Annotated in this window: 13 protein-coding genes and 1 pseudogene; 7 read left to right on the top strand and 7 right to left on the bottom strand. The window is 63.0% G+C overall.

The window, feature by feature from the left end; genetic code table 11:
- Positions 1–164: 164 nt before the first annotated feature.
- The 3 genes from QP970_RS05820 to QP970_RS05810 all read right to left on the bottom strand — a co-directional run bounded on the left by QP970_RS05820 (position 165) and on the right by QP970_RS05810 (position 2,408).
- Positions 165–1,133, bottom strand: a complete 969-nt coding sequence (locus QP970_RS05820) for an HNH endonuclease signature motif containing protein (protein ID WP_239269004.1) — start codon at positions 1,131–1,133, stop codon at positions 165–167.
- 115 nt (positions 1,134–1,248) lie between these two features.
- On the bottom strand, positions 1,249–1,563 hold the full coding sequence (locus tag QP970_RS05815; protein WP_239269006.1) for a DUF3017 domain-containing protein: 315 nt from the start codon (positions 1,561–1,563) through the stop codon (positions 1,249–1,251).
- A complete protein-coding gene (locus QP970_RS05810; protein WP_239269008.1) occupies positions 1,560–2,408 on the bottom strand; it encodes a bifunctional methylenetetrahydrofolate dehydrogenase/methenyltetrahydrofolate cyclohydrolase in 849 nt (282 codons plus the stop codon). The genes QP970_RS05815 and QP970_RS05810 overlap by 4 nt, the downstream gene beginning before the upstream one ends.
- Positions 2,409–2,431: 23 nt before the next feature.
- Here QP970_RS05810 and QP970_RS05805 point away from each other — a divergent pair, with 23 nt between their 5' ends.
- Positions 2,432–2,902, top strand: a complete 471-nt coding sequence (locus tag QP970_RS05805; protein WP_239269010.1) for a tRNA (cytidine(34)-2'-O)-methyltransferase — start codon at positions 2,432–2,434, stop codon at positions 2,900–2,902.
- Here QP970_RS05805 and QP970_RS05800 read toward each other — a convergent pair.
- Both QP970_RS05800 and QP970_RS05795 read right to left on the bottom strand, forming a co-directional pair.
- Complete coding sequence (locus tag QP970_RS05800; protein WP_239269012.1) at positions 2,886–4,202, bottom strand: PH domain-containing protein; 1,317 nt, start codon at positions 4,200–4,202, stop codon at positions 2,886–2,888. The two genes, QP970_RS05805 and QP970_RS05800, sit on opposite strands and share 17 nt — an antisense overlap.
- Positions 4,199–4,660: a PH domain-containing protein gene (locus QP970_RS05795; protein ID WP_239269014.1), complete on the bottom strand. Its 462-nt coding sequence runs from the start codon at positions 4,658–4,660 to the stop codon at positions 4,199–4,201. Before QP970_RS05795 ends, QP970_RS05800 begins: the two co-directional genes overlap by 4 nt.
- Positions 4,661–5,006: 346 nt before the next feature.
- Here QP970_RS05795 and QP970_RS05790 point away from each other — a divergent pair, with 346 nt between their 5' ends.
- The 3 genes and pseudogenes from QP970_RS05790 (at position 5,007) to QP970_RS05780 (ending at position 5,839) form a co-directional block, all read left to right on the top strand.
- Positions 5,007–5,321 carry a hypothetical protein gene (locus tag QP970_RS05790; protein ID WP_239269016.1) on the top strand — a complete coding sequence of 105 codons (315 nt, stop codon included), beginning with the start codon at positions 5,007–5,009 and terminating at the stop codon, positions 5,319–5,321.
- Complete coding sequence (locus tag QP970_RS05785) at positions 5,305–5,532, top strand: helix-turn-helix domain-containing protein (protein WP_255716931.1); 228 nt, start codon at positions 5,305–5,307, stop codon at positions 5,530–5,532. Before QP970_RS05790 ends, QP970_RS05785 begins: the two co-directional genes overlap by 17 nt.
- A 42-nt stretch (positions 5,533–5,574) precedes the next feature.
- Positions 5,575–5,839 (top strand): annotated as a pseudogene (locus QP970_RS05780) (helix-turn-helix transcriptional regulator).
- Between the two features lie 113 nt (positions 5,840–5,952).
- Here QP970_RS05780 and QP970_RS05775 read toward each other — a convergent pair.
- The gene (locus QP970_RS05775) at positions 5,953–9,072 is read right to left on the bottom strand and encodes an error-prone DNA polymerase (RefSeq protein WP_239269017.1); all 3,120 of its coding nucleotides are present in this window, start codon (positions 9,070–9,072) and stop codon (positions 5,953–5,955) included.
- 136 nt (positions 9,073–9,208) lie between these two features.
- Here QP970_RS05775 and QP970_RS05770 point away from each other — a divergent pair, with 136 nt between their 5' ends.
- The 3 genes from QP970_RS05770 (at position 9,209) to QP970_RS05760 (ending at position 11,859) form a co-directional block, all read left to right on the top strand.
- Positions 9,209–10,072, top strand: a complete 864-nt coding sequence (locus QP970_RS05770) for a MetQ/NlpA family ABC transporter substrate-binding protein (protein WP_239269019.1) — start codon at positions 9,209–9,211, stop codon at positions 10,070–10,072.
- A gap of 72 nt (positions 10,073–10,144) precedes the next feature.
- A complete protein-coding gene (locus QP970_RS05765; protein ID WP_023025305.1) occupies positions 10,145–11,182 on the top strand; it encodes a methionine ABC transporter ATP-binding protein in 1,038 nt (345 codons plus the stop codon).
- Entirely contained in the window at positions 11,179–11,859 is a 681-nt protein-coding gene (locus tag QP970_RS05760; protein ID WP_005277229.1) for a methionine ABC transporter permease, read from the top strand. The genes QP970_RS05765 and QP970_RS05760 overlap by 4 nt, the downstream gene beginning before the upstream one ends.
- On the opposite strand, the gene QP970_RS05755 is transcribed toward QP970_RS05760, so the two are convergent.
- The gene (locus QP970_RS05755; protein WP_239269021.1) at positions 11,846–12,718 is read right to left on the bottom strand and encodes a sucrase ferredoxin; all 873 of its coding nucleotides are present in this window, start codon (positions 12,716–12,718) and stop codon (positions 11,846–11,848) included. The genes QP970_RS05760 and QP970_RS05755 overlap by 14 nt on opposite strands.
- Between the last annotated feature and the right edge of the window lie 64 nt (positions 12,719–12,782).

The raw sequence follows: 12,782 nt of genomic DNA, 5'->3' as shown, positions 1-12,782 counted from the left end.
GTCGCGGGTGGTCCGGCACACGAACAGGACGCGGCGCGAGGCAGGCAGTGGCGGGGTCCGGATCGAGGGGCGCGATGTGTGGCTAGCCAGGACTCTTTACAAAAGGCATACAGAAGGATCGCCGAAGCGGCGCAGCATTTACTGCGCTGGCTTCGGCGATGTTTTTATCGGGCCCAGGGCGGGCGCCACACGATTCCTTCGTGCGGGCGGCGCTCTAAGCGCCCACGACGGGGCGAGGCATTCGGGTCATCGTCGTTAACGGAGTTGTGGTACTTGCAGGCGATGGTCAGGTTCTCGGCATTGGTCTCGCCGCCGAGCAGCCACGGTTGCAGGTGGTGAACCTGGCATTCATCGGCCGGAATATGGCAATCGGGCCACGGGCACACCGGATTTTCCGCCATCGCCATCTGCCGCTGCTTCCAGGTGGCCAGCCGGCGCGTGTGGTACAGGTTCACGGGACCGGTGACGGGGTGGATGAGGGTGATGAGGCCGGCATCGGCAAGCGCGCGCTCCGCTAGCTGCGCACCGGTGATGGTGGCGCCGTTGGTCAGCTGCAGGGTGACCTCGTCCTCGCCGTGGGTGACCTTCACCATGTCATCCAGGGTTAGGACCACGTTGGTGGTGATGGTGGAGGTAGCCGCGCCCTCTGCAAAGACCCGGCGCGCATCGTCCACGGTGGAGACGTGGTTATTAATCTCGGCCACCAAGTCCGATTCCGCGGTGATGGTCAGCGTCCACAGGTCATCGGTGCGGCGGGTGAGCCGGACGCCCTCCGCGCGCTTCTGGGTGCGTTCCTCCTTGACGCGGCGGCGGGCGCGCTTTTCTATCTCGCTGGTAGAAACGTTGAGCCGGCACAGCTCCTCGCGCAGGGCCCACGCCGCGCGCTGGGTCTTCAGCTTCTGCGCGTGCACCTCAATGATTTTCAGCGCATCGAGCGGGAGCGCGGTTTTGCGGGCGGCGCGCTGCTTGGCGCTAAACGATGTCCTACCAAAATACGTATCCGCCAAGCGCGCGAATTCCGCGGCCTCTTTATCGCTGAAACCGCGGTCTACCAATTCGGCTTCGGATAGCCCGGCGCACTCCCCGATGAGCGCCATCGGGGAGTTTATCGCTGCGAGGTAATCCGAAATCATGGCCCCGAGCCTAAACCGCAGGTAGCGGCGGGCGCGAGGCCAAGAGTGCTGCGGCTGTGGATAACCACGCGACACGCCGCAGATTGGTGATACTGAAACAATCACCTGTGGATAACTAGCTGCCCAGCGCGTCCACGGAGTAGGCGAGAAAGGCCATCAGCGCGCCGATGACGCCTGTAAACGTGGCATCGAAGCGGCGCGAGCGCACCGCCAGCACGCCGACGCGGCTCGAATCGCACGTCAGGCGCACCACCGTCAGCCACAGCAGCGCAAGCCCGAGCAAAAAGGTGGCCCTGCGCCAATACTCGAAAATGGCGTAGCCGCCGGACAGGGCCACCCCGGCGATGAAGAGCCCGATGGCCACCCACTGCACGGAGGCGGGCAGCGGGGACGGTGTCAGGTGCGCGTCGTGGGGATTGTCTAAATTCACGCCAGTTTTTCCGCGCGCTCAACGATGTTGCGTACCAAAAAGGCGCGCGTGAGCGGTCCGACGCCGCCTGGGTTGGGCGAGACGTACCCGGCCTTATCCCAGCAATCGGGGGCGATATCACCGGTGAGCTTGCCGTCGACGCGGGACACGCCGACATCGAGAAGCGCGGCGCCTTCCTTAATCATGTCCGCGGTGAGCATGTGTGGCTGGCCGGCGGCGGCGATGACGATATCGGCATCGCGAGTTTCGGCGGCGAGATCCTTCGTGCCGGTGTGGCACAGGGTAACGGTGGAGTTCTCGCTGCGACGGGTGAGCATCAGGCCAATGGGGCGGCCGACGGTCACGCCGCGGCCGATGACGACGGTCTTGGCGCCGTTCAGCTCCACGCCGAAGCGGCGCAGCAGGTGCAAGCAGCCATTCGGGGTGCACGGCAGCGGGGCCTCCTCATTGAGCACGAGCTTGCCCAGGTTGACCGGGTGGAGGCCATCGGCGTCCTTTTCGGGATCGATGCGCTCGAGGATGGCGTTTTCATCCAGGTGCTTGGGCAGCGGGAGCTGGACGATGTAGCCAGTGCAGGCGTCATCGGCATTGAGCTCATCGATAACCGCCTCAAGCTCTTCCTGCGAAATATCCGCCGGCAGGTCCTTGCGAATGGAGTTGATGCCCAGCTTTTCGCAATCGCGGTGCTTCATCTTTACATAGGACTGGGAGCCTGGGTCCTCGCCCACCAGAACGGTGGCCAGGCCAGGGGTTATCCCCTTATCCTTCAAGGCGGCCACGCGCTCGGCGAGGTCCGCAAAAATCTCGTCACGGTACAAGGTGCCATCTAGTTTGGTAGCGCTCATAGCCCCCATCCTAGACTGAAGGCATGAGCCAGCTGCACATCGTCTTTGATAATCCCGTCATTCCCACCAATACCGGCAATGCCATTCGCACCGCGGCGGTAACGGGCGCGAGCCTGCACCTGATTGAGCCACTGGGATTTAACTTTGACGATAAGCACTTGAAGCGCGCCGGGCTGGACTATCACGACCTGGCGGATGTGCAGATTCATAAGGATTTCGACGCGTGCATGGAGGCGCTGCCCGGCGCGCGCGTTTTCGCGTTTACCACGCATACGGATAAGTGGTTTACGGAGGTCGACTACCAGGATGGCGACGTGCTGCTCTTCGGCACGGAGCCGACAGGCCTGCCAGATGAGCATGTCAACCATCCGCGCATCACCGATCAGGTGCGCATTCCGATGGTCCCGGCTAGGCGCTCGATGAACCTCTCCAACTCCGCATCAACCGCGGTCTTTGAGGCCTGGCGCCAGCTGGGGTTTAAGGGAGCGGTGTAAGTTCTGGCAGGTCGCGGGAGCGCAGGCGGTTGAGGAGGGCGTGGGCATCGGCAAGCGCGAGGTTGCGCGCCGCCATCTTGACGGGCCCCTGCACGAGGTCGAGCTCCACCGTGGCCAGGCCGAATAGCTGGGAAATCGGGCCGCGGCGCAGGGTGAGCTCCTGAATGTGGCGCAGCTCGATGGCCTGGACGCGGCGGTTGAAGCGGCCGGCGCGCACGATGACGTAGTCGCCGGCCAGCGCGACGGTTTGCTGCCGGTAATCGATGGGCGAGACCCATTTGGCGCGCGCGGGCGAGGCGTAGGTCGGGGCGGCATCGGCGGGCAGGAATTGCCGGGCTTGCTCGCGCTTGCCGACGGGCACGATCCGCGTCGACCCCGATCCCTCGCCGCTGGCCGTGCCACCGTAGCCGGCGACCGACACGCGCGTTTCGTACCAGCCGAAGGGCCGCCACAGGAACGGCTGGGTGACCTGGACGGCGTGGATGCGCTCGAGGCGGATGTTTTGGCGGCGGCGATCGGCAAGGCCGTAGGTGATATTGAGCACGTCATCATCAAGGCTGGCGGTGTAGCGCCACGAGGAGTCAATCACGTTCCAGGCGCGCGGGACAGTAGCCAAAAGGATGGGCAGCGTGATGGTCAGGGACATCGGCGTGACCACGAGGAAGATGAGGGCCGCAAGCAGGACGATCGTGGACGCGTGCAAGGCGGCCGCGGCCAGGGAACGCGCGATGGGGATTTCGGGGATGAGGACGTTGTCTTCCCCCTCGGCCAGCTGTTCCTCAGCTGGCCGCTCTTCAACTGGCTGCTCTCGCGGCTCACCGTGGACTCGGGAGAGGATTTCGGCGCGCAGGGCCTCGGCATCGCGCTTTGTCAGGAAGGCGATTTCGATGGCAGACGACTGCCCGCCGGCCGTTTCCACGCGCACGGCCGCGAGCCGAAAGAGGCGGGCGATAACGGGCTCGACGACGTCTACAGCCTGCGTGCGGTCATAGCGTGCCGTGCGCTGCTGCTTCGAAATAACCCCGCGGCGCAAGGTGAGTTCCTCCTCGCCCAGCTGGTAGCCCATCTGGCGCCACCACACGCCAGAGACGAGCCAGACCACCGCGCACACTGCGATGAACCCGGCCAGCGCGAGGCCAATATCGCGCAGGTCTGCCGCACTGTGTTCCCCGGTAACGAAGGCAAAGATTCCGCGCAGCGCCTCCATATTGACGTTTAAGGCAAATGCTGCGATGACGGCCAGGATGACCGACCACAGCCGCAGCAACGGGGTCAAGCGGTGGACGCGGTGGTACTTCATAGCCCGCTCATCCGTTCGCGGGCGTGGTGGGTGAGGCGGGTGCGGAGGGCATCGGCAAGCGGGGCTTCCAAACCCTTCACCGTGGCGTCCGTGGTTGCGGAGGCGGTGTGCAGCTGCAGCTCCTTGAGCCCGAAGGCGCGCTCGAGGGGGCCGGCGGTCACGTCCACGAACTGGATGCGGCCGTAGGGCACGACGGTGAAAGAATGCCACAGCTTGCCGCGCGTAATGAGCAGCTCATCGTCGGTTTCGCACCAGCCCATCCGGCGCACCTGGGCGGGGATGAGCCAAAGCAGCCAGAAAAAGAGGACGGCGAAGAGCCCCGCCGCCCAGTAGAACCACGGGGTCCACCAGTACCCTGCCGCTGCGGCCGCCGCGGCGAAGATAATCGTCCAGCCCAGGTGGCGGATGTAGCGCACCTTAACCAAACGCGGCGAGACGGGGTTCATTTCTTCGCTCATAGCTATTGACAGTAGCAATCGAGCCCGCACTCTTGCGCAACTTATCGTTAATCGATATTATCGAATTACGACAACATCGAAAGTCGATAAGGAGTCGACGGAAAGGATTGTCACGACCACCCCACAGGCCACCTCTCAAGCTGAGCGCCGCGAAATTAACGCGGCGGCCGCCTTCTGCCTGTTCACCATTGTCATCCTCGGCCCCACCTACCTTCGCGACCTTGTCACCGGACGCTTTTCCACCACACTGAGTGCGGCCATCCCGGAAGGCCTTAGCAAGCACAACCTCGACGGCGGGCCATTCTGGATGCTCACTGCGGGGCTCGTCGTCAAGATTGCAGGAATCTTGATTATCGCGTTCTTTGCCTACCGCTTGGTCAAACCAATGCTTCGTGGGCAGGTTTTCAATACGAAAAATATCCGCTTCCTTAATGGAATGACCTTTGGGATTTTCGTCTGGTTTATCGGACGCTTCCCACTCGAAGGGATGGGCAATAACTGGGCTTCCTCGCAGCTCGAAATTGACTGGTGGGCCAACCAGAGCGGATCCTCATTAGGCGAGCTTGCGCTGCCCTACCTTTTTGTCTGCACCCTCCAGCTCTTCTCAGTTGCCATCAAGCGCGGCAGCAAGCTCGAAGAGGAGGTTGAAGGCCTTGTCTGAGGGGCAAGAACCCCAGGTGATCTGCCACCTCGACCGGATAATGGAGGAGCGCGGTATTACCGGAGCGGCGCTCGCCAAAGAGGTGGGCATCACCCCAGTTAACCTGTCCGTCCTGAAGAATAATCGCGCCAAGGCCGTGCGCTTTAACACCCTTGCGGCACTGTGTGCGGCGCTGGACTGCCAGCCGGGCGATATTTTCGAAGTGGAATAGAAAACCTTGTCTTTACTTTGGGTTTATGCAATATTCTGACCCATATCTCCAAAGAAAAAGCCCTCCGCACCCATCTATAACCTGGGTACGTGTGCTGCGCGCCGAGCGGGACATGTCGCGCGCCCAGCTGGCTGAGGCCATCAACGTCAACCCGCAGACCGTCGGCGCCCTCGAGCGCGGGGACCACTCCCCCAGCCTGGACCTAGCCTTCCGCGTCTGCGAGGTCTTTGACCTCCCCGTGGAGGCTATCTTTTCCCGCCAGGAGCTTTCCCCGATGTCCACCGAAATCTATAGGAAGAACTCCTAATGGCTAACTAGCTCACCGCAAGCGCCTAGTCCTGCCCGGCGAACTTTTCCTCGGCCTGTCCACCGCATTTGGGCTGCAAATCTTCGGTGCGGAGCGGGTCGCAGCGCAGGAAACTAGCGGAAATCGCGGGAGCCGCGGGAGAGGAAATCGCCAAAATCCAGCGGCTCAAGCTTGTCTGCAACCACGCTTACCGCGCCGGTGGCATTTTGCACGATGCCGCGGATGATAAGGGCGCGGGCGGTGCGGGCGAGCACCTTCTGCCGGGACCACAGCCCGGGCGAGACCATGACATTCATCAGGCCGGTTTCATCCTCCACGCCCAAAAAGGTCAGGCCGGAGGCGGTGCGCGGGCGCTGGCGGTGCGTAATGATGCCGGCGATGCGTACGCGTGTGCCATCGGGGACGTGGGGAAGGTGGGAGGAAGGCAGGACATCGCCAAGCGCGGCCCTGACTAACTCCATAGGCTGCTTATCGTGGGTGACGCCGGTGGCGGCGACATCGGTAGCCATTAGCTCGAAGGCCGACATGCCGGGCAGGTGCGGCGAGGCGAGCGCGGAGGTGCCCGGCAACATGCCCTCGCGCTCGGTGGCGGCGACGCCAGCCTGCCAAAGCGCTTGGCGACGCTCCAACCCCAAGCACTCCAGCGCCCCCGCCGTGGCCAGCGCCTCCACCTGCTCCACGCTGAGATCCGCCCGGCGCGACAGATCGGAGACGCCGCTAAAGGGCGCGGCGGCCTCCACGCGCTCGGCGGCCTTATCCCCCAGCCCCTTGATGAGGTTGAGGCCCAACCGGATCTCGCCGGTGGGCAGCGCCCTGGCCTGCGCGCCGGAGTCGTTGATACTCACTGGCAGCACGCGCACGCCGTGACGCCGGGCGTCCTGAATGAGCGACTGCGGCGAATAAAAGCCCATGGGCTGCGCGCGCAGCAAGCCCACGCAGAACTCCGCCGGGTAGTGATGTTTGAACCACGCGGAGAAATACACCAGCGAGGCGAAGGACTGCGAGTGCGATTCCGGGAAACCGTAGGCGGCAAAGGCGGTGATCTTGGCCCAGAGCTTCTCCGCGACCTCGCCATCGATGCCGTTGGTGGCGCGCAGTCCCTCGAAAAAGCGGCTGCGCAGCGCGGCCATCTTGGCCGGCGAGCGCTTCGAGCCCATGGCGCGGCGCAGGTCATCGGCCTCGGCGCCGGTAAAACCGGCGGCATCCACCGCAATCTGCATCAGCTGCTCTTGAAAGAGCGGGATCCCCAGGGTCTTACCCAGCGATTTCTCCAGCACCGGGTGGTCATAGGTCACGGGCTCGAGGCCATCGCGCCGGCGCAGGTAGGGGTGCACGGAACCGCCCTGGATGGGGCCGGGGCGGATGAGCGCGACCTCCACCACGAGGTCGAAGAAGCAGCGCGGTTTGAGCCGCGGCAGCGTGGCCAGCTGCGCGCGGGACTCCACTTGGAAGACGCCGACGGCATCGGCGCGGCAAAGCATGTCATAGACCGCGGGTTCGGCCAAGTCGAGCTCCCACAGGCGCACCTTGCGACCGGTGGTGGCGCGCACGGCATCGATCATGTGGTGCAGCGCCTCCAGCATGCCGAGGCCCAGCAGATCGAATTTCACCAGCCCGGCGGCGGCGCAATCGTCCTTATCCCATTGCAGCACGGAGCGGCCTTCCATTCGGGCCCATTCCATCGGCACCACGTCCGCGATCGGCCGGTCACATAAAACCATGCCGCCGGAGTGGATGCCGAGGTGGCGCGGCTGGTCGAGGAATTGCTCGGCGAGTAAGGAGACATCGGCAGGCGGCTCAGCTATGCCCTTTGACCACGCATCGGCCGAGCCCTGCGGGTAGCCCAGCGCGCGGGCGGCGTCGCGGGTAGCCCCCTTGCGGCGGTAGGTAATGACGTTGGCAACCTGTGCTGCGCGGTCGCGGCCGTGGGTGCGATAGACGTACTGAATGACCTCCTCGCGCCGTCCAGATTCGATGTCGATGTCGATATCGGGCGGGCCATCGCGATCCGGCGACAGGAAGCGCTCGAAGAGCAGCTGCGCCGAAATGGGCTCGGCGTTGGTAATGCCCAGCGCGAAACAGACGGCGGAATTGGCCGCCGAGCCGCGCCCCTGGCAGAGGATATTTTCCTGGCGGCAAAAATCCACCAGGTCGCAGACGATGAGGAAGTAGCCCGGAAAGCCCAGCTGCTTGATGATGCCCAGCTCGTGCCGCATCTGCTTTTTCGCCTTGGCCTGTATTTCGGGCGGGCGCGAGGCGTAGCGCTTTTTACCGCGCCGCCACACCTCGTGTTCGAGCCAGCTCATCTCGGTGTGCCCCTCTGGGACGACAAAGTCCGGCAGGTTGGGCGCGAGGGCACCCCAGGTAAAGGAGCACTCGCGGGCAAGGCGCACGGTTTCGGCGATAAGCTCGGGCCGGCCGGGAAGCAACTGGGCCATCTGCTCGCCGGAGCGCATCCAGCCTGCGCCCATCGGGTGGGCATCCGGTGCGGCTTCCTCTAGGGATTGGCGGTGCGCCAAGGCGCGTTTGGCGGCGGCGAGCCGTACCTGGTCGCGCGTTGCTGCCGCAGGTCGAGCGGTTGCTATGGCGCGGAGATTATTGTACTTATCCAGGAAACTGTGGTGATCCGCATCTTCGGGAGACATTGTGCACGCATATTCGAGAACTATGCTGTCTATTTTTATTCTTTCGAGAACGTGATCGATTTTTTGTATAGCCTCCCACCCCAGCAGGAAAAAGCACTCTTCCTCCAGCTCGCGCGCCACGGCATCTAGGGGCGGGTACGCGACACTCCCCTTCTCGCCGGCGTCCATCCGCGCGCGGGCAATAAGGCGCGAGAGGCGACGATAGCCTTCCGGCGTGCGCGCCAGCACGGTCACTGGGGCCTCAGCGAGGGAAAGCTCCGCGCCATACATGGCCGGAAGGCCCGCTTTAGCTGCGGCTTCCGCAAATTTCATCAGGCCGTAGAAGCCATCCCGATCCACGACGGCCAACCCCTCGAGGCCAAGCTCTAGGGCGCGGGCGACCAGCTCTTCCGGCTCGGCGGCGCCATCGAGAAAACTATAGGAACTTACCGCATGTAGCTCCGCAAAGGGCACAGCGGAGCGCCCGCGCTGGACGGGGTCATCGCCGCCGCCAAGGTGATGTACGGCGGCGGGCGCGGCGGTATCCTTGCCGGATAGTATCCTTTCTAAACGCGACCACGGTAGCGCCTTTCCACCATTAAATTTCACCCTTCACAGGGTAGTGTCGAATCAGTGTTCTATACAACCCGGCGCGATGAGACGTGTTCAATAGACAAAGCGGTTCGCTTATTGCTAGATTGCTAAACGGTCAATTTATTTAAACTCCTACATGTAAGGGGACCTCATGCAGATTCGTCGCGCAGCGGCCACTACCGCCGCCGTTACCGTCGCCGCCACTAGCCTCGTGGCCTGCTCCTCCGACGCAGATGATGACAAGACCATCGCCGTTGGCACCACCGATGATGCAAAGCAGGCCTGGGTTGCCTTTGAGCAAGAAGCCAAGGACGCCGGCTACGACATCGACATCAAGTCCTTCTCGGATTACAACACCCCGAACCAGGCCCTGAACCAGGGCGAGCTGGATACCAATAACTTCCAGCACCTGAAGTTTCTGGCCGAGTACAACCACGGCAACGGCACCAACCTGGTGCCCATCGTTGCCACCGAAATCGTGCCGCTGGCGCTGTTCTGGAAGGGCCACGACTCTCTCGACGGCATCGAGGGCGAAGAAGTTGCCATCCCGAATGACTCCACCAACCAGGGCCGCGCCATCAACGTGCTGGTCCAGGCTGGCCTTATCACCTTGAAGAAGGACGGGCTTATCACCCCGACCCCGCTGGACATCGATGAGAAGAAGTCCAAGGTCAAGGTCGTGCCGGTCGATGCCGCCCAGACCCCATCCGCACACGGCGAGGGCACCCCGGCGATTATCAATAACTCCTTCCTGGAGCGCGCCGGCATCGACCCGGCCACCGCCGTCTTCCAGGATGACCCGAACTCCGAAGAGGCAGAGCCTTATATCAACGTCTTCGCCGTTCGCGAGGAAGACGCCGATAACGAGGACATCAAGAAGCTCGCCGAGCTCTGGCACTCCGATGCGGTACAAAAGGGCGTCGACGAGGACTCCGCAGGCACCTCCGTCGAGGTCGAGCGCACCCCAGAAGAACTCCAGGAAATCCTGGACAAGCTCGAAGCAGATTTGGACTAATCACCCTTGCCTTCTACCCCGCCGGTTTTCACCCCGGCGGGGTTTGGCACTTCCCCGCTAAGGACGCAACCCGTGGCAGATTCCACCCAGAACGGCACTCGCATCGAGTTCCGCAATATCACCAAGGTCTTCCAGCAGAAAAAGGCCGAGGTCAAAGCTCTTGACGATGTCTCCTTGACCGTCGATTCCGGCGAAATCATCGGCATCATCGGCTACTCCGGCGCCGGCAAATCCACCCTGGTCCGCATGATCAACGGCCTGGACACGCCCACCTCCGGCGAATTGCTGCTCGATGGCCAAAATATCGTCGGCATGTCCGAAAAGAAGCTGCGCGGCATCCGCCGCAATATCGGCATGATCTTCCAGCAGTTTAACCTCATGAACTCCCGCACTGCGGCGGGCAATATTGAGTACCCGCTGCAGCTGCAGGGCATCGGCAAGCGCGAGCGCCAACAGCGCGTGCAGGAGCTGCTGGATTTCGTTGGACTGGGAGATAAGGGAAAAAGCTACCCGGAGCAGCTTTCCGGCGGCCAGAAGCAGCGCGTGGGCATCGCGCGCGCCTTGGCCACGAATCCGTCGCTGCTGCTTGCCGACGAAGCCACGTCCGCCCTCGACCCCACCACCACGCAGGAGGTCCTCGACCTGCTGCGCCGGGTGAATAAGGAGCTCGGCATCACCATCGTGGTCATCACCCACGAAATGGAGGTCGTGCGCTCCATCGCGGATAAGGTTGCGGTGATGGAAAATGGCCACGTCGTGGAGCAAGGCAGCGTCTACCAGGTCTTTTCCAATCCCCAGACCGCCGTGGCCGCCAAGTTCGTCGCCACCTCGTTGCGCAATGAGCCCGACGTGGTGGAAACCGATGACCTGCTTGCCCACGAAGGCCGCCTGTTTACCATCAACCTGACCGAGGAATCCGGCTTTTTCGGCGCCGCCGCCAAGCTGAAGGATGCGGGCGTATCCATCGCCGTCGTCCACGGCGGTATTACCACCTTGCAGCAGCACTCCTTTGGCAAGCTCACCGTGCGCTTGAGCGGCGACGACGCCGCCATCGAAGAGTTCTACCGCGCCCTATCTGCCACCACTCAAATTGAGGAGATTGAACGATGAACGTCAACTATCTCGCCGCCGCCGACTGGGACCGCTTGGGCGGATCGCTTGTCGATGCCATCGTCGACACCCTCATCATGGTCTCGACCACCCTCGTCGTCGCCGGCATTCTGGGCCTAGGGCTCGGCATCTTGCTCTATACCGCCCGCCCGGGCGGCATCCTGCAGAATAAGGCCGTCTACCTGGTGGTCAACCTGCTGGTGAACTTCGTTCGTCCCATCCCGTTTATTATTTTGCTGGCGTTTGCGCAGCCGCTCACCGTCGCCGTGATGGGCGGGTCCATCGGCCGCGAGCCGGCCACCTTCGTGATGGTCATCGCCGCCACGTTCTCCGTAGCGCGCGTGGTGGAACAAAACCTCGTGGCCATCGACCCAGGCGTTATCGAGGCCGCCCGCGCCATGGGCGCTTCACCGTGGAAGATCATTACCTCCGTAATCATTCCGGAGGCCCTCGGCCCGCTGATTCTGGGCTATACCTTCCTGTTTATCGCCATCGTGGATATGTCCGCCATGGCCGGCTACGTCGGCGGCGGCGGACTGGGTGACTTCGCCATCGTCTACGGCTACCGCGCCTTCGAGTGGGAAGTCACCGTCGTGGCCACGCTTATCATCATCGTGCTGGTGCAGGCCGCGCAGTTCTTCGGCAACTGGCTCTCCTCCAAGGTTATGCGCCGCTAATAAGCTCCACGCCCGTGGCTACAAGCGCCTTGCCGGTCTTGGGCGCGTCGCCGCAGGAAGAGACCACTCCTTCCACGGCGCGCTGCTCGAGCGTCACGCTCCACCGCCGGCCATCGGCATGCGTGACCACGGGGCCCTGTTTTTCGTCCTCTGCGTGGAGCTGGCCGTAGTAGAGGTCCTCGGAGTCATCGATAAGCTCGCGCGCTACCGCCAACTCCGCCACCTGGCCGCGCGGGCCGAAGATGCCGCGCCCGCGATTGACCGGGTAGAAATACTTTCCTTGCGCCGCCGCCGCAATCATCTGCGCGGCGGCTTCTTTATTCATCCGGCCAAAGGAATAGGCCCAGGGCATGAGCATGACCGAGGGCGCGAAGCGGTGCCCCTTCGTGTGCGAGGTTTCCCACACCATATCCGGGTAATCCTCCACCAGCTCCGCGGCGAGCGGCCGGCCCTTCACGGCGCAGCACTTATCGCGCTTAGCATGGGTGCACACCAAAACCAGCGGCGTATCGAGGGTTCCTCCCCCGTTGCGGCCTGGCGCGGTGAGATCCAAATCCAGGATCTTTTCCGGGCCGGTCAAAAGGATCAATTCCATCACGCCCTGCTCGGCCCACACCAGGTAGCACCGGTGCATGGTGCCGATTTGGCGGCCATCGCGGCCGGGGCGACGAATCAATTGCAGCCCGGCCTGACCGTTGAGCTTTTCCTTCAGCTGGGCCGTGAGCTCCGGGCCAAAAGTATCGCCATCAAGCACATCGCGCGACCAGCCGCCGGGCCACTCAAAGAGGACAAACACGGACTCTTTTTTCGCCGTGCCGGGCAGCGGTTCCACCTGGTAATCTGAACAGAAATCGGTCATGTACCCTAGCCTAACCTGTCTGCAACTCAGCTCACATATTTGGCAACAATTCGGTCAAGATCTG

Source organism: Corynebacterium sp. MSK073 (assembly GCF_030232085.1).
Classification (GTDB): Bacteria; Actinomycetota; Actinomycetes; order Mycobacteriales; family Mycobacteriaceae; genus Corynebacterium.
The sequence above is the reverse complement of the archived record's forward strand: the minus strand, read 5'-3'. Positions and strand labels throughout refer to the sequence as shown.

Bases quoted from the DNA above. Each gene is read 5' to 3' on its own strand.
- QP970_RS05760 (WP_005277229.1), top strand. From the start codon at position 11,179: ATGAACGTCAACTATCTCGCCGCCGCCGACTGGGACCGCTTGGGCGGA.
- QP970_RS05795 (WP_239269014.1), bottom strand. From the start codon at position 4,660: ATGAGCGAAGAAATGAACCCCGTCTCGCCGCGTTTGGTTAAGGTGCGC.
- QP970_RS05755 (WP_239269021.1), bottom strand. From the start codon at position 12,718: ATGACCGATTTCTGTTCAGATTACCAGGTGGAACCGCTGCCCGGCACG.
- QP970_RS05770 (WP_239269019.1), top strand. From the start codon at position 9,209: ATGCAGATTCGTCGCGCAGCGGCCACTACCGCCGCCGTTACCGTCGCC.
- QP970_RS05805 (WP_239269010.1), top strand. From the start codon at position 2,432: ATGAGCCAGCTGCACATCGTCTTTGATAATCCCGTCATTCCCACCAAT.
- QP970_RS05800 (WP_239269012.1), bottom strand. From the start codon at position 4,202: ATGAAGTACCACCGCGTCCACCGCTTGACCCCGTTGCTGCGGCTGTGG.
- QP970_RS05820 (WP_239269004.1), bottom strand. From the start codon at position 1,133: ATGATTTCGGATTACCTCGCAGCGATAAACTCCCCGATGGCGCTCATC.
- QP970_RS05810 (WP_239269008.1), bottom strand. From the start codon at position 2,408: ATGAGCGCTACCAAACTAGATGGCACCTTGTACCGTGACGAGATTTTT.